This is a genomic window from Pseudomonas veronii (assembly GCF_001439695.1).
Classification (GTDB): Bacteria; Pseudomonadota; Gammaproteobacteria; order Pseudomonadales; family Pseudomonadaceae; genus Aquipseudomonas; species Aquipseudomonas veronii.
Genome location: NZ_JYLL01000012.1, coordinates 14,153 through 35,555, shown reverse-complemented (window position 1 = coordinate 35,555; position 21,403 = coordinate 14,153). Strand labels below are relative to the sequence as shown.

Annotated in this window: 18 protein-coding genes; all 18 read left to right on the top strand. The window is 54.7% G+C overall.

Features of this window, described 5'->3' with window-relative positions; translation table 11 throughout:
• Positions 1–109: 109 nt before the first annotated feature.
• The 18 genes from atpE (at position 110) to TU80_RS16230 (ending at position 21,402) form a co-directional block, all read left to right on the top strand.
• Entirely contained in the window at positions 110–367 is a 258-nt protein-coding gene (gene atpE / locus TU80_RS31675; protein WP_002555987.1) for a F0F1 ATP synthase subunit C, read from the top strand.
• Between the two features lie 57 nt (positions 368–424).
• A complete protein-coding gene (locus tag TU80_RS16315; protein WP_015886647.1) occupies positions 425–895 on the top strand; it encodes a F0F1 ATP synthase subunit B in 471 nt (156 codons plus the stop codon).
• 12 nt (positions 896–907) lie between these two features.
• The gene (locus TU80_RS16310) at positions 908–1,444 is read left to right on the top strand and encodes a F0F1 ATP synthase subunit delta (RefSeq protein ID WP_017848934.1); all 537 of its coding nucleotides are present in this window, start codon (positions 908–910) and stop codon (positions 1,442–1,444) included.
• Positions 1,445–1,465: 21 nt separating this feature from the next.
• Entirely contained in the window at positions 1,466–3,010 is a 1,545-nt protein-coding gene (gene atpA / locus TU80_RS16305) for a F0F1 ATP synthase subunit alpha (protein ID WP_017848933.1), read from the top strand.
• A gap of 50 nt (positions 3,011–3,060) precedes the next feature.
• The gene (atpG, locus tag TU80_RS16300) at positions 3,061–3,921 is read left to right on the top strand and encodes a F0F1 ATP synthase subunit gamma (protein WP_017848932.1); all 861 of its coding nucleotides are present in this window, start codon (positions 3,061–3,063) and stop codon (positions 3,919–3,921) included.
• Positions 3,922–3,948: 27 nt separating this feature from the next.
• Complete coding sequence (gene atpD, locus TU80_RS16295; RefSeq protein ID WP_010565871.1) at positions 3,949–5,328, top strand: F0F1 ATP synthase subunit beta; 1,380 nt, start codon at positions 3,949–3,951, stop codon at positions 5,326–5,328.
• A gap of 44 nt (positions 5,329–5,372) precedes the next feature.
• The gene (locus TU80_RS16290) at positions 5,373–5,798 is read left to right on the top strand and encodes a F0F1 ATP synthase subunit epsilon (protein ID WP_046381581.1); all 426 of its coding nucleotides are present in this window, start codon (positions 5,373–5,375) and stop codon (positions 5,796–5,798) included.
• 115 nt (positions 5,799–5,913) lie between these two features.
• Positions 5,914–7,281 carry a bifunctional UDP-N-acetylglucosamine diphosphorylase/glucosamine-1-phosphate N-acetyltransferase GlmU gene (gene glmU, locus TU80_RS16285; protein ID WP_057004919.1) on the top strand — a complete coding sequence of 456 codons (1,368 nt, stop codon included), beginning with the start codon at positions 5,914–5,916 and terminating at the stop codon, positions 7,279–7,281.
• Between the two features lie 230 nt (positions 7,282–7,511).
• The gene (locus TU80_RS16280) at positions 7,512–8,279 is read left to right on the top strand and encodes a DeoR/GlpR family DNA-binding transcription regulator (RefSeq protein ID WP_026140274.1); all 768 of its coding nucleotides are present in this window, start codon (positions 7,512–7,514) and stop codon (positions 8,277–8,279) included.
• 10 nt (positions 8,280–8,289) lie between these two features.
• Positions 8,290–10,122, top strand: coding sequence for a glutamine--fructose-6-phosphate transaminase (isomerizing) (gene glmS / locus TU80_RS16275; RefSeq protein WP_057004918.1), 1,833 nt, complete (start codon positions 8,290–8,292; stop codon positions 10,120–10,122).
• Positions 10,123–10,404: 282 nt separating this feature from the next.
• Entirely contained in the window at positions 10,405–11,259 is an 855-nt protein-coding gene (locus TU80_RS16270) for a TnsA endonuclease N-terminal domain-containing protein (protein ID WP_010567715.1), read from the top strand.
• Positions 11,256–13,424 carry a Mu transposase C-terminal domain-containing protein gene (locus tag TU80_RS16265; protein WP_034101595.1) on the top strand — a complete coding sequence of 723 codons (2,169 nt, stop codon included), beginning with the start codon at positions 11,256–11,258 and terminating at the stop codon, positions 13,422–13,424. The genes TU80_RS16270 and TU80_RS16265 overlap by 4 nt, the downstream gene beginning before the upstream one ends.
• Positions 13,421–14,881, top strand: a complete 1,461-nt coding sequence (locus TU80_RS16260; RefSeq protein ID WP_017848908.1) for an ATP-binding protein — start codon at positions 13,421–13,423, stop codon at positions 14,879–14,881. Before TU80_RS16265 ends, TU80_RS16260 begins: the two co-directional genes overlap by 4 nt.
• Before the next feature lie 16 nt (positions 14,882–14,897).
• Positions 14,898–16,565 carry a TnsD family Tn7-like transposition protein gene (locus tag TU80_RS31670; RefSeq protein WP_082136168.1) on the top strand — a complete coding sequence of 556 codons (1,668 nt, stop codon included), beginning with the start codon at positions 14,898–14,900 and terminating at the stop codon, positions 16,563–16,565.
• A gap of 382 nt (positions 16,566–16,947) precedes the next feature.
• Positions 16,948–18,579 (top strand): TnsD family Tn7-like transposition protein, encoded by a 1,632-nt coding sequence (locus TU80_RS31665; RefSeq protein WP_232591053.1) that lies wholly within the window; start codon positions 16,948–16,950, stop codon positions 18,577–18,579.
• 187 nt (positions 18,580–18,766) lie between these two features.
• Positions 18,767–19,099 carry a DUF2790 domain-containing protein gene (locus tag TU80_RS16240; protein ID WP_034101776.1) on the top strand — a complete coding sequence of 111 codons (333 nt, stop codon included), beginning with the start codon at positions 18,767–18,769 and terminating at the stop codon, positions 19,097–19,099.
• 217 nt (positions 19,100–19,316) lie between these two features.
• A complete protein-coding gene (locus TU80_RS16235) occupies positions 19,317–20,642 on the top strand; it encodes an OprD family porin (RefSeq protein ID WP_057004917.1) in 1,326 nt (441 codons plus the stop codon).
• 484 nt (positions 20,643–21,126) lie between these two features.
• Positions 21,127–21,402, top strand: coding sequence for a metal/formaldehyde-sensitive transcriptional repressor (locus TU80_RS16230; RefSeq protein WP_010565096.1), 276 nt, complete (start codon positions 21,127–21,129; stop codon positions 21,400–21,402).
• Position 21,403 lies beyond the last annotated feature (1 nt).

Sequence of the window (21,403 nt, the reverse complement as noted above, 5' to 3'; positions counted from 1 at the left end):
CCTTCCCGGTAAAACGGGAAGGTGGCCTGAAAGGGCTATGAAACGATTTGTTTTACCGCTTTAAAATCTAAAAAACCTAAACCATACGACGTAAAAGTCGGGAGGAAAGATGGAAACTGTAGTTGGTCTAACCGCTATCGCTGTTGCACTGTTGATCGGCCTGGGCGCCCTGGGTACTGCCATTGGTTTCGGCCTGCTTGGCGGCAAATTCCTGGAAGGCGCAGCGCGTCAGCCAGAAATGGTTCCAATGCTGCAAGTTAAAATGTTCATCGTCGCCGGCCTGCTCGACGCCGTGACCATGATCGGCGTTGGTATCGCTCTGTTCTTCACCTTCGCGAACCCCTTCGTTGGTCAACTCGCTGGCTAATCACTCGAATTTTCGAGTTGATTGGGGTGATGGACAACGAATGAGCGAGGTGTTGGCGTGAACATTAATGCAACCCTGATTGGCCAATCCGTTGCGTTCTTCATTTTTGTAGTGTTTTGCATGAAGTTCGTGTGGCCTCCGGTCATCGCGGCTTTGCACGAACGTCAGAAGAAGATCGCGGATGGTTTGGACGCTGCCAGCCGTGCAGCTCGCGACCTGGAGTTGGCCCAAGAGAAAGTGGGTCATCAACTGCGCGATGCTAAAGCACAGGCAGCTGAAATCATTGAGCAAGCCAAGAAGCGCGGCAACCAGATCGTCGAAGAGGCTGTTGAAAAAGCCCGCGTCGAAGCTGATCGTGTGAAGGCTTCGGCTCATGCCGAGATCGAACAGGAACTGAACGGCGTCAAAGACGCGCTGCGTGCCCAACTGGGTGCGCTGGCGGTCGGCGGTGCCGAGAAGATCCTCGGTGCCACAATCGATCAAAACGCGCACGCGGAGCTGGTTAATAAACTGGCTGCTGAAATTTAAGCGAGGGCGATCATGGCAGAACTGACCACGTTGGCCCGACCTTACGCTAAGGCAGCCTTCGAGCACGCCCAGGCCCACCAGCAGCTGGCCTCTTGGTCAGCCATGCTCGGCCTGGCTGCAGCAGTGTCGCAAGACGACACCATGCAGCGCGTGCTCAAGGCCCCGCGCCTGACGAGCGCAGACAAGGCCGCCACGTTTATTGACGTGTGCGGCGACAAGTTCGATGTGAAAGTGCAGAACTTCATTCACGTCGTTGCCGAAAACGACCGTCTCCCGCTTCTGCCGGAGATTGCCGCTCTGTTCGACCTGTTCAAGGCCGAGCAAGAGAAGTCGGTAGACGTTGAAGTGACCAGTGCTTTTGCATTGAACCAAGAACAGCAAGACAAACTCGCCAAGGTTCTCAGTGCACGACTCGACCGGGAAGTGCGCCTGCAAGTTGCGGAAGACAAATCCCTCATTGGGGGCATTGTCATTCGCGCCGGCGACCTGGTTATCGATGGCTCGGTTCGCGGCAAACTCGCGAGCCTTGCCGAAGCATTGAAATCTTGAGTTTGAAGGGGCAGCAGAGCAATGCAGCAACTCAATCCTTCCGAAATAAGTGAAATTATCAAGGGCCGCATCGACAAGCTCGATGTGACCTCCCAAGCCCGTAACGAAGGCACTGTCGTCAGCGTATCTGACGGCATCGTGCGGATTCACGGTCTGGCCGACGTCATGTACGGCGAGATGATCGAGTTTCCGGGCGGCGTCTACGGTATGGCCCTCAACCTGGAGCAAGACTCCGTAGGTGCCGTTGTATTGGGCGCGTACACCAGTCTGGCTGAAGGCATGAGCGCCAAGTGCACCGGCCGCATCCTGGAGGTTCCGGTTGGTAAGGAACTGCTGGGTCGCGTAGTCGACGCACTGGGTAACCCAGTTGACGGCAAAGGTCCGCTGAACAACACCGAGACCGATGCGGTCGAGAAAGTTGCTCCAGGCGTGATCTGGCGTAAGTCGGTAGACCAGCCTGTACAGACTGGCTACAAGGCTGTCGATGCCATGATCCCAGTCGGCCGTGGCCAGCGTGAGCTGATCATCGGTGACCGTCAGATCGGTAAAACCGCTCTGGCGATCGACGCGATCATCAACCAGAAGAACAGCGGCATTTTCTGCGTCTACGTAGCCATCGGTCAGAAACAATCGACCATCGCCAACGTGGTTCGCAAGCTGGAAGAAAACGGCGCCCTGGCCAACACGATCATCGTGGCTGCCAGTGCTTCGGAATCTCCTGCGCTGCAATTCCTGGCACCGTACTCCGGTTGCACCATGGGTGAATTCTTCCGTGACCGCGGTGAAGACGCGCTGATCGTTTATGACGATCTGTCCAAGCAAGCAGTGGCTTACCGCCAGATTTCCCTGCTGCTGCGCCGTCCACCAGGCCGTGAAGCCTACCCAGGCGACGTGTTCTATCTCCACTCCCGTCTGCTGGAGCGCGCATCCCGCGTTTCGGAAGAATACGTAGAGAAGTTCACCAACGGCGCAGTGACCGGCAAAACCGGTTCCCTGACCGCACTGCCGATCATCGAAACCCAGGCTGGCGACGTTTCCGCGTTCGTTCCGACCAACGTGATTTCCATCACCGACGGTCAGATCTTCCTGGAATCGGCCATGTTCAACTCGGGCATCCGCCCTGCAGTGAACGCCGGTGTTTCGGTATCCCGTGTGGGTGGTGCCGCTCAGACCAAGATCATCAAGAAGCTCTCCGGTGGTATCCGTACCGCTCTGGCTCAGTACCGTGAACTGGCGGCATTCGCCCAGTTCGCTTCTGACCTGGACGAAGCGACCCGTAAGCAACTTGAGCATGGTCAGCGCGTTACCGAGCTGATGAAGCAGAAGCAATACGCCCCGATGTCGATCGCTGACATGGCGTTGTCGCTGTATGCCGCTGAGCGTGGGTTCCTGACCGACGTTGAAATCGCCAAGGTCGGCAGCTTTGAACAAGCGCTGATTGCTTACTTCAACCGCGATCACGCCGAATTGATGGCGAAGATCAACGTGAAGGGTGACTTCAATGACGATATCGACGCTGGCATGAAAGCCGGTATCGAGAAGTTCAAGGCCACCCAAACCTGGTAAGCCGCAGCGGGAGCCGCAAGGCTCCCGCTTGCTAACCTGATAGGTGTTACATGGCAGGCGCAAAAGAGATTCGCAGTAAGATTGCGAGCATCAAAAGCACGCAAAAAATTACCAGCGCCATGGAAAAAGTGGCGGTCAGCAAAATGCGCAAGGCACAAATGCGTATGTCGGCTAGCCGTCCTTATGCGGAGCGTATCCGCCAGGTAATTGGGCATTTGGCCAACGCCAACCCGGAATACCGCCACCCGTTCATGATCGACCGCGAAGTTAAGCGTGTGGGTTATGTGGTAGTGAGCAGTGACCGTGGTTTGTGCGGTGGTTTGAATACCAACCTGTTCAAGGCCCTGGTCAAGGACATGGCGGTAAACCGCGAAAACGGCGTCGAGATCGATCTGTGTGTAGTTGGTAGCAAGGGTGCGGCCTTTTTCCGCAACTTCGGCGGTAACGTCGTTGCAGCTATCAGCCACCTGGGTGAAGAGCCGTCGATCAATGATTTGATCGGCAGTGTGAAGGTGATGCTGGATGCGTACCTGGAAGGCCGGATTGACCGCCTGTCCGTGGTATCCAACAAGTTCATCAACACCATGACCCAGCAGCCTACCGTGGAGCAATTGATTCCACTGGTGGCGACTCCGGATCAGGAACTCAAGCACCACTGGGACTACCTCTACGAACCAGACGCCAAAGAGCTGCTTGACGGCTTGATGGTGCGCTACGTGGAGTCGCAGGTGTACCAGGCGGTGGTCGAGAACAACGCAGCTGAACAAGCGGCGCGGATGATCGCGATGAAAAACGCTACCGATAACGCCGGTGATCTGATCAGCGATTTGCAGCTGATCTACAACAAGGCGCGTCAGGCTGCGATCACCCAAGAGATCTCGGAAATCGTCGGCGGCGCTGCCGCGGTTTAACGGTTCAAATATTCAGAGGATCCAGCTATGAGTAGCGGACGTATCGTTCAAATCATCGGCGCCGTTATCGACGTGGAATTTCCACGCGACAGCGTACCGAGCATCTACAACGCTTTGAAAGTACAAAGCGATGCAGGCACCACTCTGGAAGTTCAGCAGCAGCTGGGCGACGGCGTGGTTCGTACCATTGCAATGGGTTCCACCGAGGGCTTGAAGCGCGGTCTGGGTGTTCTGGACACTGGCGCTGCCATCTCCGTACCGGTCGGTAAAGCGACCCTGGGCCGGATCATGGACGTTCTGGGTAACCCGATTGACGAAGCTGGCCCGATCGACACCGAAGAGCGCTGGGGCATTCACCGTCCAGCACCTTCGTTCGCGGAACAAGCTGGCGGCAACGACCTGCTGGAAACCGGCATCAAGGTTATCGACCTGGTTTGCCCGTTCGCCAAGGGCGGTAAAGTCGGTCTGTTCGGTGGTGCCGGTGTAGGCAAGACCGTAAACATGATGGAACTGATCCGTAACATCGCCATCGAGCACAGCGGTTATTCCGTGTTCGCCGGTGTGGGTGAGCGTACTCGTGAGGGTAACGACTTCTACCACGAGATGAAGGACTCCAACGTTCTGGACAAAGTGGCACTGGTTTACGGTCAGATGAACGAGCCGCCGGGAAACCGTCTGCGCGTAGCACTGACCGGCCTGACCATGGCCGAGAAGTTCCGTGACGAAGGTAACGACGTTCTGCTGTTCGTCGACAACATCTATCGTTACACCCTGGCCGGTACTGAAGTATCCGCACTGCTGGGCCGTATGCCTTCGGCAGTAGGTTACCAGCCGACCCTGGCTGAAGAGATGGGCGTTCTGCAAGAACGTATCACTTCGACCAAGGAAGGTTCGATCACTTCGATCCAAGCGGTATACGTACCTGCGGATGACTTGACCGACCCGTCGCCAGCGACCACCTTCGCCCACTTGGACGCCACCGTCGTTCTGTCCCGTGACATCGCTTCCCTGGGTATCTACCCAGCGGTCGATCCACTCGACTCGACTTCGCGCCAGCTGGACCCGAACGTGATCGGCCAGGAGCATTACGACACCGCTCGCGGCGTTCAGTACGTGCTGCAGCGTTACAAAGAACTGAAGGACATCATTGCGATCCTGGGTATGGACGAGCTGTCGGAAACCGACAAGCAGTTGGTATCCCGCGCTCGTAAGATCCAGCGCTTCTTGTCGCAGCCGTTCTTCGTGGCTGAAGTCTTCACCGGTGCCTCGGGTAAATACGTTTCCCTGAAAGACACCATTGCTGGCTTCAAAGGCATCCTCAACGGTGACTACGACCACCTGCCAGAACAAGCGTTCTACATGGTCGGCGGCATCGAAGAAGCGATCGAGAAAGCCAAGAAACTGTAATCCCGGCGCCCGGCAACGGGCGCTCATCAGGTTGAGGCAATCAGATGGCTATGACAGTCCATTGCGATATCGTCAGCGCGGAAGGGCAAATCTTCTCCGGTCTGGTAGAAATGGTGATTGCACACGGCGAACTCGGTGACCTGGGTATTGCCATGGGCCACGCGCCATTGATCACCGGTTTGAAGCCAGGTCCGATCACTCTGACCAAGCAAGGCGGGGAACGGGAGGTGTTTTACATCTCCGGTGGTTTCCTCGAGGTTCAGCCGAACATGGTCACGGTACTTGCCGACACCGTGCAACGTGCTGCTGACCTGGATGAAGCCTCCGCTCAGGCTGCCGTCAAGGCTGCTGAGAAGGCCCTGAACGAAAGAGGCGCAGATTTCGACTACGGTTCTGCTGCCGCTCGTCTGGCCGAGGCCGCAGCTCAGCTGCGTACCGTCCAGCAGATCCGCAAGAAGTTTGGCGGCTAAGCCGTTACGCCTCATGCGTGATTGATTAAAAAGGGTAGCCTCGGCTACCCTTTTTCTTTTTTTGCAAAACACTTCTCTGGTCTGAAGCCGGACCGCCCAGGATTGGTAGCCATTCATGTCTCTAGAAATCGTCATTCTCGCCGCTGGCCAGGGCACCCGCATGCGGTCGGCCTTGCCCAAAGTGCTGCACCCGGTGGCCGGTAACTCCATGCTTGGCCATGTTATCCACAGCGCCCGGCAACTGGCCCCGCAACGCATCCACGTCGTCATCGGCCACGGTGCCGATGTGGTGCGTGAACGCCTGGCCGCGGATGACCTGAATTTCGTATTGCAAGACAAGCAACTGGGCACCGGCCACGCTACCGCCCAAGCCGTGCCGTTCATCAAAGCCGACACGGTGCTGATCCTCTACGGCGACGTGCCCCTGATCGAAGTGGAAACCCTGCAGCGCCTGCTCAAGCACGTCGTGCCCGGCCAGATGGGCCTGCTCACCGTCGAACTGGATGACCCTACCGGCTACGGCCGCATCGTGCGCAACGCCGACGGCAAGGTCGCCGCTATCGTCGAGCACAAGGACGCCAGCGACGCCCAACGCGCCATCACCGAAGGCAACACCGGGATTCTCGCAGTGCCGGCCAATCGCCTGGCGGACTGGATGAGCCGTTTGTCCAACAACAACGCCCAGGGCGAGTACTACCTGACCGACGTGATCGAAATGGCCGTCAACGATGGCTTGCTGGTCGCCACCGAACAGCCCCACGACCCGATGGAAGTGCAGGGCGCCAACGACCGCAAGCAACTCGCCGAACTGGAGCGTCACTACCAACTGCGCGAAGGCCGCCGCCTGATGGCCCAGGGCGTGACCCTGCGCGACCCGGCGCGCTTCGATGTGCGCGGTGAAGTCACCGTGGGCCGGGATGTGCTGATCGACATCAACGTGATTCTTGAAGGTCGTGTGATCATCGAAGACGACGTGGTGATCGGGCCGAACTGCGTGATCAAGGACAGCACCCTGCGCAAGGGCGTGGTGATCAAGGCCAACAGCCATATCGACGGTGCGGTGATGGGCGAGGGCAGCGATGCCGGCCCGTTTGCGCGCCTGCGTCCCGGCAGCGTGTTGGAAGCCAAGGCCCATGTGGGTAACTTTGTCGAATTGAAAAACGCCCATCTGGGCGAAGGCGCCAAGGCCGGCCACCTGACGTACCTGGGCGATGCGGTGATCGGCGCGCGGACCAACGTCGGCGCTGGCACCATCACCTGCAATTACGATGGTGCCAACAAGTATCAGACGACGATTGGTGAAGACGTATTCATCGGCTCCAATAACTCGCTGGTTGCACCTGTAACCATCGGTGATGGCTCAAACACCGCAGCGGGTTCAACCATCAATCAGGATGTGGATAAGTCCCAGCTTGCCGTGGCCCGCGCCCGTCAGCGCAACATCGACGGTTGGAAACGCCCGGTCAAAATCAAAAAGAGCTGAGTTATCCACAGTCTTATCAGCAACAAATAGTCAATGTGGGAGGGGGCTTTCCCCCGATGGCGACGGTCCAGTCAAAGCACTTAATGACTGACACACTGCTATCGGGGGCAAGCCCCCTCCCACATTAGCCCTTCGCCAGTTTCAAAAATTTGCGGCATGCTGCTTGACGATCTTTCGCCAATAGGTTTTTATTGCCTTCGTTATCTTTCGAAACGAAACATAAAGTCACCATGTCGAAACGAAATACACCCCAACGACGCCACAACATCCTGACCTTGCTCAATCAACTGGGCGAAGTCAGCGTGGATGAATTGGCCAAGCGTTTCGAAACCTCGGAAGTCACCATCCGCAAGGACCTGGCCGCCCTCGAAAGCAACGGCCTGCTGCTACGCCGTTACGGTGGCGCGATCACCATGCCCCAGGAGCTCGTCGGCGACCCTGCCCAGCCGATCTCGGTCTACAAGCGCGCCATCGCACGTGCCGCCGTGATGCGCCTGCGCGAACACGCACGCATCATCATCGACAGCGGCAGCACCACCGCCGCCATGATCCCCGAACTGGGCCACCAGCCCGGCCTGGTGGTGATGACCAACTCCCTGCACGTGGCCCGCGCCTTGAGCGAGCTGGAACACGAGCCGGTGCTGTTGATGACCGGCGGCACCTGGGACCCGCATTCGGACTCGTTCCAGGGCCAGGTCGCCGAGCAGGTGCTGCGTTCCTACGACTTTGATCAACTGTTCATCGGCGCCGACGGCATCGATCTGCAGCGCGGCACCACCACGTTCAACGAGCTGCTGGGCCTGAGCCGCGTGATGGCCGAGGTTGCCCGTGAAGTGGTGGTGATGGTCGAGTCCGACAAGATCGGCCGCAAGATTCCCAACCTGGAACTGCCCTGGAGCAGCGTCCATACCCTGATCACCGATGATCGCCTGCCGCATGAGGCCCGCGACCAGATCCAAGCCCGCGGCATTACGCTGATATGCGCGGCAATCATCTAGGAGAAACACCATGTGTGGCATTGTTGGCGCAGTCGCTGAACGTAACATCACCCCCATCCTGATCGAAGGCCTCAAACGCCTGGAATACCGCGGCTATGACAGCGCCGGTGTGGCGGTCTTCACCAACGCCGGCAAGCTGGAGCGCCTGCGTCGTCCGGGCAAGGTCAGCGAGTTGGACCAGGCCCTGGCCGGCGAACCGCTGGTCGGTCGCCTGGGCATCGCCCACACCCGTTGGGCCACCCACGGTGCGCCGTGCGAACGTAACGCCCACCCGCACTTCTCTGGCGACGTGGCCGTGGTACACAACGGCATCATCGAAAACCACGAAGCGCTGCGTGAACAGTTGAAGAGCCTGGGTTACGTGTTCACCTCGGACACCGACACCGAAGTCATCGCCCACCTGCTCAACCACAAGCTCAAGGACCACAACGACCTGACCGCCGCCCTCAAGGCCACGGTCAAGGAACTGCACGGCGCCTACGGCCTGGCCGTGATCTGCGCGAGCCAACCCGACCGCGTGGTTGCCGCACGCAGTGGCAGCCCGCTGGTGATCGGCCTGGGCCTGGGGGAAAACTTCCTCGCCTCCGACCAACTGGCCCTGCGCCAGGTCACCGACCGCTTCATGTACCTGGAAGAAGGCGATATTGCCGACATCCGCCGTGACAGCGTGGCGATCTGGGACGTAAACGGCAATTCCGTCGAGCGCGAAGCCGTGCAATACCGCGACGGCGCCGAAGCGGCCGACAAGGGCGCGTTCCGCCACTTCATGCTCAAGGAAATCCACGAGCAACCGGCCGTGGTGCAACGCACCCTGGAAGGTCGCCTTGGCGACAAGCAAGTGCTGGTCAACGCCTTCGGCCCGCAAGCCGCCGAGCTGTTCGCCAAGGTGCGCAATGTCCAGATCGTGGCCTGCGGCACCAGCTACCACGCCGGGATGGTTGCGCGTTACTGGCTGGAAGAACTGGCCGGCATCCCGTGCCAGGTCGAAGTCGCCAGCGAATTCCGCTACCGCAAGGTGGTGGTGCAGCCCGACAGCCTGTTCGTGACCATCTCGCAGTCCGGCGAAACCGCCGACACCCTGGCTGCCCTGCGTAACGCCAAAGAGCTGGGCTTCCTCGCCAGCCTGGCGATCTGCAACGTCAGCATCAGCTCCCTGGTCCGTGAGTCCGACCTGACCCTGCTGACCCAGGCCGGTCGCGAAATCGGCGTGGCCTCCACCAAAGCCTTCACCACCCAACTGGTCGGCTTGCTGCTGCTGACCCTGTCCCTGGGCCAAGTGCGCGGCACCCTGGCCCCCGGCGTCGAAGCCACCCTGGTGGAAGAACTGCGCCGCCTGCCGACCCGCCTCGGCGAAGCGCTGGCGATGGACAGCACCGTAGAAAAAGTCGCCGAGCTGTTCGCCGACAAGAACCACACCCTGTTCCTCGGCCGTGGCGCGCAATACCCGGTGGCGATGGAAGGCTCCCTGAAGCTCAAGGAAATTTCGTACATCCACGCCGAAGCCTACCCGGCCGGCGAACTGAAACACGGCCCATTGGCCCTGGTGGATGACGACATGCCGGTGGTCACCGTCGCGCCGAACAACGAACTGCTGGAGAAGCTCAAGTCCAACCTGCAGGAAGTGCGCGCCCGCGGCGGCCAACTGATCGTCTTCGCCGACGAGAAAGCCGGCATGGTCAATGGCGAAGGCACCCACGTCATCAACATGCCGCACATCCACGACACCCTGTCGCCGATCCTCTACACCATCCCGCTGCAATTGCTGTCGTACTACGTCGCCGTGCTCAAGGGCACCGACGTTGACCAGCCGCGCAACCTGGCGAAGTCGGTGACGGTGGAGTAATACGGCTGGCGCCGGAAGGCCCGTCTGGTTTTGAACAATAAAGATTGACACAAAACAATAAAGTTTGACACTGATGAACATAGATTGACACAAGGCTCAACCCCCCGTATCTACAGGGGTTTTCCTTTCCAGGCTTTCCCTTTGGTCTGGATTCATCGCTTCAACTTTCAGCGGGTGTAGTCTGGAAAATGTTTTGAATACGGCCGCTTTGGCAGTCGTGTCCTTCTACGACTTTTTCTCGACGCGAGGTGAAGCGGTCCGCATCGACTGAGGAGGCGTGGGTTGCGAGGTCGTAAGTTTGCATCACAGCAGGACATTGAACGGCACATTGCAAATGGATTTGGCGAAGGCGCCGGGGCAAGCTACGTGCCTTGGCTGCGGGTACAAGATGTCCCGTCGATAGGTCGTTCGCACAAGATTCAAGGTGTGAAGATCGAGAGAATTCATCACCTACTGTCAGATCTCGAGCGTTCGTACTTCCTTGTGTGTGAATTTTCTGAAGACGTCGTGGATATCCGAGAGCAATACCCTTTACTACCCACAGAGCGTGCGCAAGCGATAGCGTCGGCGATAGCTGTACGCTATCCAAGATACCCTAGAACAACACTGCCTTATGTGATGACAACAGACTTCCTGTTAACTGTTAAAGACCCGAGCGGAAACTTCAAATCGGTAGCTAGGACGGTGAAGTATCGTTCCGATTTAATTGGCAACAGAAGTAAAAGAACGCTTGAGAAACTTGAGATTGAAAAGCGCTTTTGGGAAAGCCAAGGTGTTGATTGGAAAATCGTAACAGACGAGTTTTTTACACGAGATTTGATAAAAAATATTGGACTAATCAGGAGATACTCGAAGCTCTCTCGTGATTTAATGAAACTGCCGTTGCATTCGAATTTTATTGAGTGCCTAGTGAACAGCCGGGAATATTCGTGGACCTTGGCCACCTGTCTAAGAAAAATAGCATCCCTTCTGTCAATTTCCTATATAGACGCTCAAGCAATTTTCTTTCATCTGGTTTGGACCAAGATACTGAAAATAGATTTGGTTAACACTCCTCTCCATCTTACTGGTCTAGTTCCTGACTTCGAAGTTTCCGCGAGCCCTGTCCAAGTATCGTTGAAGGAGAAAATGTCATGACTGTTCTCGTTAATGACGTTTTCGAGCCTGTAACCGATCTGTCGGTCATCTCTACGATAGCCAGGCTCCTTTACCAGGATGAAACGCGTGACTTAGCAGTTGTGATAGATCTAGCTGACCCACCCCGGCAGCCGTACGCGGTTGGTCTGGAGGAGCTGCGTCGCTCGATAGCATCTGGTCACACCAAACCAGCAGCCATCACCACGCCCGAGTTTATGCTTGTGCTTGAGGAACAGTTGGATGAGAGAGCCAAGCAAGGCCGGGACGAAAAGTGGGCCGTTATCGCCCCTCTATTAGATCCTGAATACCCGGGACAAATATTTGTACGAGGTGAGTTAGGCCGGCTTGTTAGCAGACGGGCGTCAGAGCTCGGAATCCAGCGGAAAACGATCTATCGGCTTCTTTACCGATATTGGTTTTATGGTCAAGTTCGCAACTCATTGCTTAGTAATTATACGGCGGTAGGTGTTGCGGATAGAAAATATGATCCAAGTAGGCCACCAGGGCGAAAGCCTAAATTTCAAGGCGTTCTTACTTCGCCTTCCAAGATGCTTAGTGCGGTTGATAAACGATGCATCCGTGTTGGGTATGCTCTATATGTAAGAGATAAGAAATCTTCTATTTCGAGCGCATATGACGAAATGTTGAGACGATTCTACTCAGTTCGAGACATCTCTAAAAACAGTGAAGAAGAGCTTCGTTTGTTGCCTGGTTCAGAACTCCCCAGCTTGAGGCAGTTCCAATATTGGGGACAGATTTTTTTCGACGAGATTGAAACCGAGCGTGGCCGTAAAGGATTGAGGAGATGGTTAAAAGACTGCCGTCCGCTTTCAGGTACCGTTCGCGATTGGCTGCGTGGACCCTGTCATCAGTTCGAGATCGACGCGACTATTGCCGATATTTATTTGGTCAACAGCTACTCCAGGCGGATGCTCATTGGCCGGCCCGTAGTTTATATCGTTGTGGATAGCTTCTCCGGAATGATTGCTGGTCTCTATGTAGGATTGGAGGGCCCTAGTTGGAATGGGGCCAGGCAAGCGCTGTTCAACGCATTTACCTCCAAAGTCGAGTTCTGCGCTCAGAACGGCGTCGAAATCAATGCAGATGATTGGAATTGTCACCACCTGCCCCACCAGATTTACGCCGACCGAGGAGAGATGCTGTCACTCGCAGCAGAGGGGCTATCGTCAGGATTGGGAATTGAGATGGGCACTGCTCCGCCTTATCGGCCGGATTGGAAGCCTATGGTGGAAAGTCGGTTTGGCATTTTGAATGATTTGACGGGTATCAGATGGCTACCTGGCGGGGTAGCAGCGCGAGACAAAGAGCGAGGCGAGCGAGACTACCGGCTCGATGCCACGCTGAATCTCAAAGAGTTCACCCAAATCCTCATCAAGTGCGTACTCCACTATAACGGGCACCATCGACAGCCTGAACGACTGACTCAGGCGATGATGAATGACGGCGTTGAACCTACACCCAACGGGATATGGAATTGGGCCTACGACAACGACCTGATCGAATCCAACAAACGTCCTGACGAGCTGGTTTACCTCCATCTCTTGCCTCGCGAGCGCGCGACCGTTCAAAAGGGCGGGGTGATGTTTCGCGGCATGCACTACGTGTGTGATATGGCCATAGAGAAAGATTGGTTTGCCAAGGCTCGCAAAGGGGGCGTTTGGTCAATAGAGTGTTGGTTCGATCCGAACTCTGCGGCACACATTTGGATTCAGGGAGAGGCCAAGCAGTTTATCCGTTGTGATCTTCGACGATCGGATGCCGGTTACGCGAATTACCGCTCGGACGAGATTTTTGATCTGCTCGAAGCCTATCGCCAAAAACCGCCTACTCGCCGGCGAGCCGAGCTGGAAAGCCGTGTGCAGCTTAGCGATCAGGTCCACCAGATCATCAGTCATGCACTCGCAGAACGAAAACTGGAACCTGCTCCGCCCACCAAGGCAGAGGCCACTGGAAACATCCGCGAGAACCGCGCAGAAGAACGTCTCCGTGAGCGTGAAAATGCTGTTGTTCCTGAAGGCGTTAGGGCGGAGCCAGCTTCACTTCAATCTGAATTGACACCGAAAGCGCATGATTCATATGCCGGCGAGCGCACTGCGCAGGTTATCGATTTGCTCAAAAGAATTCGGCCAGGACAGGCAAAATGAAAGGTGCACAGACGTTTGCCAATTACGTCAGACAGGACATTAGTGAGTATGCGGGTAACCCGCTTATCGAAGCTTTGCCTCCGATATTGTCGGAGGCGGCGGCTGTTGAGCTGATCTCGAATTTTCCTCAGCCGGTGGATCCGAAAGAGCTGACGCTCGAAGGAGCCACTCGAATTCACTGTATCGACCGGCTAAGAACCGTGGTACAGCCGTTTTTGCTACATCTGGAACTGGAGGCCCTGTTCTCACTGCTCATTCGTCGAGGGTATGTTGGGCGTAACCCGATGTCGCCCGCTACCGTCCGGCATTTGCATTCTTTATCTGGGGCTCAGCGTTACCACGATGCGTTCAAGTCCACTGCAGAAACGTTTACCGTCGTTGGCCTGAGCGGCATTGGCAAGTCAACGGCACTCCACGCCATTTTGAGCCTTTATCCACAGACAATCCGTCATGAGCGCTATGAAGGAAAGCAGTTTGTTCATACCCAAATCACATGGCTGAAGCTTGACTGCCCTCGGGATGGATCGCTGGCTGGATTTTGTCAGCAGTTTTTTTATGCGGTGGGTGACGCTCTGGGAGACAAGGACTACCACAAGCGCTACAGGCATCGAAACATCAATGATGCGCTGCAACAAATGGAGCAGGTGGCCAGCACGTTTTTCATCGGCGCCTTATTGATCGACGAGCTGCAAAACCTCCACCTGGCGAAAACCGGTGGTAAGGAGAGCATGCTGAATTTTTTTCTGCATTTGGTAAATAACATTGGGATCCCGGTCGTTTTCAGTGGCACGAATTCGACGATTAGCCTGTTCTCAGAAGCCATGCGGACTGCCCGCCGAGTCTGTGGTGCCGGCACGCTCGAATTCAAACGATTCGAAAAGGATGATGAGGAGTGGCGGTTGTTGGTCGAAAATCTCTGGAGCTATCAGTGGTGCAAGCAGATTGCTGAGCTGACCGACGAGATTTTTGACACGCTGTATGAGCACACTCAAGGCGTCACAGATTTCTTGGTCAAGCTGCTGGTATTGAGTCAGCGTTATGCGGTCCAGAGTGGCTCGGAGTGTTTGACTGCTGAGATCCTGGTGAAGGTAAGCAACTCAAAAATGCAGATTCTAAAGCCAGCCCTTTCAGCTCTGCGTAGCCGAGATCCGAAGCGGATGCGACAGTTCGACGATTTGCTGCCGATCGAGGATCAGCTGAGCGAAATGATGGTCTTCGATGGTTTGGCACGAGAGGATCGCCTTGCCTTGCTTCGAAGCGTTGTATCCCGTGAGAAGCCGGCAGACCCATCTCCAAGCATTCTTGCGAAAGACCACCCATCGCCGATTGCTACTGCTGTGGAAAACTCAGAGGCTAAAGCGCTTAGCGAACATGACGCTCCTCTCGAAGCTCTGCGCGCTTCGGGCTGGCTCAACGAGGACCTTTTTGAGTTCTCACCGATGTATCACAAAGCGTGAGTCGGAGGGTGGTGAAGTGCACCTTAAACTCCATTTCTTCCCTGCTGCGTTTCCCGACGAGACGCTGCACAGCGTGATTTCTCGCTATGCCCGTCTTTGTGGTGTTCGTAATTGCCAAGCAGCATTTGCCGGACTGAAATCGGCGGCAGCATTTTCGCAAAATGTGGCATTCCCGAGTCACTTAGGGGATTTTGTCGATGCACTACCCAGCGGTACCGAGCTATCGGTAGCCGAGGTCCTCATGCGCCACACATTATTACCCTACTATGCGCCGTTTTTGAGGATGAGCCAGGTTGAACACGCTCGGACGCTGATGACCGCTGATGGGAAAGGTTTGATGTTAAAGCTGGGCGTCAACGCGAGCCGTATTGGATTCGCCTCCCGAGTGCGGTTATGCCCAGAATGTATCGCCCAAGATCAGGCTCAACGGGGAGTTGCTTACTGGCACAGGGTACACATGCTTCCAGGCGTGCTGGTATGTCCGCATCACGGCACGTCACTCAGGATTCTTGATCCTCGCTGGTCCAGCCGCAGCTCTCGACAACTTAATCTGCCGAGTGATGAGAATGTGCAAGCACACACGGTACTTCTCGACACCCCGTTGCGGTGTATGCCGCCGCTTCACGAAATAGCGTTGCGTTCGCTTCAGGTCATAGAGTCTGAAGTCAATGCTTTGTCGGCGGAGGCGGTGCGCTACACGCTTTTACAAAGGGCGACGCAGCTCAACCTTGCCTCTGATAACCATCGCTTGCACCTGCACATGCTGGCGCAGCACATGGCCGATTTTTTTGCCGCACTCCCGCGTGAATGGGAATTTTCTATACTCGGAGATGTTCGTGCAGGTACACCCGCCTCATGGGTCACGAAGCTGCTTCGCACGCCTATAACCTCCCACCATCCGCTCAAATACATTTTATTGGCCGGTGCTCTGGGCATTGAAATGGTGAGCTTGCTGCATGGTCAATGCCCAGTGAAACAGGCGGTGGCATGTGATCCGAAAGCTCACATTCGGCTTCTCGCGCGCCTTTCTCCGGTGATGCCTAGTAAAGGCCTGGACTGTTCGTCAGCCGCTGTGTGGAAACATGCTCTTGAAGGAGCTGATGCCAAAAAGATCGCTGCCGTTCTAGGCGTTTCATCAGCGTATGTCTATCGTCACATCCGAAATGTACCCGGTGGGCAAGATGCTTGGAGGGAGGCACGATTTCACATTGAGCTATGCGCAAGACGCGCGGCTTTCGAGGCTGATTATCGATGTTACAAAGCACATGCATGCAGGGGGTATGCATGGCTGTATCGTCACGATATACAGTGGCTTTCGGAGTCAACTGCAAACCCAAGCCCACATCGTACGCCTCGTCTAAATAGCACCGAAATGTTCGCTGCCCTCGATGCGAGACTGGCCGGCGAAGTCCGTCAGTGTGCCGATACGCTTTATGCTCTCGCGGGTAAGCCTGTCCGCATTTCGCGTACCAGGATTGGTCGGGAGCTTCATGTTCTTTCTCGCTTCGAAAAGCAGCTCTGCAAGCTTCCTCTCTGTGCAGCAATGCTCGAAAAAGTATGTGAACCAATCGAAGGCTTTCACGATAGGCGTCTGCGATGGGCTAGACGCCAATTGTTCTCGGAGGGCAAGCCTATATCACGTTCTTCGCTCTACAGGGTCGCGAGCATTCGGCCCCCGCTGTAATCCAGCCGGGCATTCCCTCTATCTAAAAAAAGTTCTAAATCAATTCACCGTGAACACATTGTTTTTCTGTTAATGAAAATTTACACCCACCAGAATAGCGCCGGCATACGCTGGATGATCACAATCATCATCTAAAACGTATTAACCCGCGATCACCCGAAATAGTTTTGCAATCGCCATTGGCTGACCTACACGGGTTATCGATACGTGTTCTGTATTTCAAGCAGTACGGGCGCGGCGGGGTTTAGATGAATTTACTACGATTCAAAGTTGAGCGGCTGTGTAATTTCCAAATCCAGACCGGATACAGAATTTTACGGGTTGCATATATACTGCCCCCGGATGCACGTTCTCTTCGACCCCTACCTTTAATTGGTAAATGATGTCTGATCTATTATTTTTTCCCGTGTCGATGCCGGATGAAATGCTGCACTCTCGTGTCACCCGCTATCACTATCTGTCAGGCAATAGAACCGCGGCAGAAACCTACCGCGATTTGTTCGCATCGAAACCCTTTTGCATTGGTGGCATCGTACCCAAGCAGATCGAGAGGCTCGCGCACAGGCTGCCGGGGCAATCGGAGAGCAATCTCGCAGAGCTGATCAGTAGCAATACTACTTTTCCTGCTTACCGGCCGTTTCTTGGGGTTAAGCAGGGGCCGGAGAACAACGAAGGACCGCTGGGTTATGACGGGGTGGTACGGGTGCCCCGCAGAGAAGAGTCCACCCATGGCAAGGCTAAGCTTTGTCCTACCTGCGTTCAGGAAGATTTGATTGAGCGGGGTTCTGCCTACTGGCATCGATCTCACCAGATACCCGGTGTTGCCGTCTGTTGGCGTCATGGCGACGCATTGATCCATGCCTGCCCCGAGTGCTCTCGCCCGTTCTACCGTAAATTGAAACTGCTTCCCAATCTGACTGAGCCATGCGCATGCGGCTGGAGCCCGTTAAACAGCGCAGCAATACACAAGGGTTCAAAGATGGAACAGAAAGTCGCTCTGTTCGCACACGATATCTTGCAACGCAATATTCCTCCGATAGGCAGCACGGTATTGAGTTCGTGCTACGTCCGCCAATGCAAGAAGCGCGGATTCATTTTCGGAAAAAATGCGGGCATTGCGAAACTATTCGACAGCATCCAAAGCGCTTACGGCGATGAACTTTTGGCGCAGATTGATCCAGCCTACAACAACGGAAAGCATGAGCAATGGATCCGGCTCAAATCAGATAAAGGTCAGCTAAATATGCCGCTCGCGCGGCATTTGATCATTGCTCTTCATTTGTTTTCCAGTGCAGATAACTTTGAAGAGGCTCTGAAGAATGAGTCTATCCTGCTGAGTGCCTCTGTTTCTACGCGAGTTCCCAAAGGCGAACAATCGCTTCCTAACCAAAAAACTAGATATCGCCAAAAAATTGAGTTGCTTTTAGCGCTGCGTACCGACGCCGATGTCGAGTACCTCTGGAAGAAGGCGTACAAACCTACGCAATGGATTCTAGAAAATGATAACGCATGGTTAATGGCAAAACTCCATGCACCTAAAAAACCTACAGTTACGGTCGAAAAGTCCGTCGACTCAAGAGACGGCGCCTATGCAGCCCTTATCGAAGCGGGCGTAGATGAGCTGTATAAAGTTACGAAAGATCCGAAGAGAGTGAACATTCGGAATTTGCAATCGCTACTCCCAGGTTCGTTACCTCATGAGCTGGATCTACGCAAGCAGAGGTTCCCCCTTACTTATCAACAGATCAAGATTCATCAGGAGTCAGTATGGCATTTCCGTCTAAGAACTTTGGTGTGGACTGTCTCTGAACTCATCAGGATGAAGCTCCCCGTGAATTACTCGACGGTAAGATTGACCTCAGCGGTATCAAGCAAGGTTTTCCTGGTTTTTTCCAGTTTCTTCGAGTGGGATCTGGAAAGCCTGGCCAGAACAGGGGTCGACGCAGAGGCCTTGCTCAGATCTACCGGCGTATCAAGGGATTGGGAGGGACCACCGGTTTCAATAAGCTTTTGAGGGCATCTGTGTTCCGTTAGCTTCTGCCAACCTTTGGTGATAACAAAAATGCCATCTGGCTTGAAAGCGTAAACGCGGAGTAGGGTCCACCTTTCACATTAGTAACCTTCGCGGCAGCTTTCTGAAAGCTTTCACTTGTTACTCTTTAACTCAGAAAATTGAGCTTTAGGAGAAAATCATGAAAGCAATGACAGCAATGAAAGCGTTTTGCGCCGCTTCGATTTTGACCTTATCTTCATTAGCCATGGCTGAAGGAGGCGGTGACCGTGTGTATGGTCGGATGATGCAAGAGAACCAACAGGCAATGGAGCAGTACGCCTTAGAAAACGGAAAGGCGATACCTGAAGTTGTTCATTATGAATATGGAATGAACCTTGATGTCCAGAAGGTAATCAGTACCACTCAGGCCAATAAAACCTGCGGCGTAGCCCCTTCGCGCATGACTTATGAAGATTCGGCGGGCAAGATCAACACCTTGGAGTACATGGTCATGGGCACAAACTGCCCGCACGGAAGCTAGTAGAGATAAGCGATGTCTGCACCAGACTACTCGATATATTTTTAGGCATGCTTACTGTTCGCTGACATAGAAGTAATTTTCAGGTCACGCTGGAGTTATCTATTGTATGAAATTATGTCTGCCGGCGCGTAGAGGAAACCCTCACGTGCCGGTGGCTTTTATAATGATAAAAATATTTCACAAAGAAACTCTGCCAAGCTAAAGCCTGGAGTGTTAAATGAACAATAAAAGCTTTTACAGTCTTTCTCTCATTGCCCTTGGCATGAGCATGGGGCAAGTTGCAGTGGGCGTTGAACAAAAGCCTGAAGGGTTCATTGAGGGGAGCACCTTTAGTATTCTCAATCGAAATCTTTATTTCAATCGAGATTATCGAAAAGGCCAGTCAAGTCCTACGGGCAATGGCTACTCAGCAGAGTGGGCTCATGGCATTATCGGTCGTTTTGAGTCTGGTTTTACACAAGGCGCCGTCGGGTTCGGCATCGATGCGTTTGCAATGGAAGGCCTCAAGCTTGACTCAGGCGATGGTCGCTCGGGAGCTCGAAGTTCAGTCGATGTCTTGCCGCACAACAGTAAAGGCCAACCTGAAGACTCCTATTCAAAAGTAGGCGGCGCCGCAAAGGTCCGTTTCCTGGATACAGTCGTCAAGGTAGGGGATGTCTTTCCGTCGACTCCTGTCGTGGCGTATGGGGATTCCCGACTCCTCCCGGAAAGTTTCCGTGGTGCAACGTTTACCAACACCAGCATCAAAGACCTGACCCTTCAGGGTGGTCGGCTGCATGCGATGAGCCAACCCAACTCCAGTGGCATGCGTGATGGCTTTTCGACTTTCTACGCCGGGGCGGTTGATGCTCCGTGGATTGCTTATCTAGGGGGCGATTACACCGTCAATGAGCACGTAGGTGTAAGTCTTTACACCAGCCAATTCAAGGATGTTTGGAACCAGTATTACGCGGGCACCACATTGAGCTATCCACTCTCAGACAGCGTATCGCTGATCGGTGGCTTTAATTATTACCGAGCCGTTGATGAGGGAAAAAAACTTCTGGGGAGCTTCGATAACAACATCTGGAGCGGCAAGACCGGGGTCAAACTCGGAGCTCATACGGTGACCGTCGGGTATCAGCGTAACAATGGCAACGACGACTTTGACTACCTACGTCAATCAGATTCGATTTTCTTGGATAACTCTATTCAGTACAGCGACTTCAACTCCCCGAAAGAGCAATCTTTGCAGCTACGCTATGATCTAGATATGCAGGCTTTCGGCATCCCCGGTCTTAGCTTCATGACTCGTTACGCGAAGGGTTGGGACGCGGACTATTCCAACGCGAACAGCGTGTACATGCGTCGCGGAGCGGATGGTGCCCCATTACAGGACCAAAAGCGTTGGGAGCGAGACATTGAGGCTAAGTACGTCATCCAGTCAGGTTCTCTGAAGGATATGTCTTTGCGTGTTCGCCAGGCAACGACACGAGCCACCGATTTCGAATCTGATTTGGACGAGGTCCGACTGATTGTCGAATATCCACTGCAACTCCTTTAACGGGCGCTAGCCCTCGGCATCAGGTGTCCGATTACCAGATACACCCCGTCTCTTTGTTTCTCCTTTGGTTTTGGAGACGGCTTAGGCGCCCTAGTGGCGCCTTTTTTTGTGGACTGTCGTTACAGTTTATTTGTCTTAGCCGTCGTTCCAGTGTTCGCACTATGGGGCCAACTACTGTACTGAGTCGCTTTTGCGGAAGATGACGTCTTGCTTGAGAGGCCTCATAGCCTATCCCTGAGTTGTACGGGGTTCTGCGCGATCCAAGGCTAGGGCATTCAGATAATCCTACAGACACCCGCCATCTAAGCGTGACTGAGGGGCGTATCTGCTCCTCGACTTTATTGGTTTTGCCCAGCAAAACGATATTGTTTCGATTGCAGATTTTATTGCAGCAACGCTGCCGGTCGGAAGGCTTCCACGGCACGCTTGTATGGTTCGTTGGAGCATGTGATGATGCACTCAATATAGGCAGGGGGGGTATGGTATGGGTCATTTGAGATCAAGCAAAGACAATCTTCTTAAACGCGTGAAGCGCATCGCTGGGCAGATCCAGGCGATTGAGCGAGCACTCGACTCTGATGATGACTGCTCCAAAACCTTGCTTTTGGTCGCTTCGACCCGTGGCGCTATTAATGGGCTGATGGATGAAATCATCGAAGATCACGCTCGTGAACACGTCGCGAATCCCACACTCAGCAACGAAGAAAGAGCGAAAGGCGTCGATGAGCTTCTCGAAGCCATTCGCCGCTATTCCAAATAGG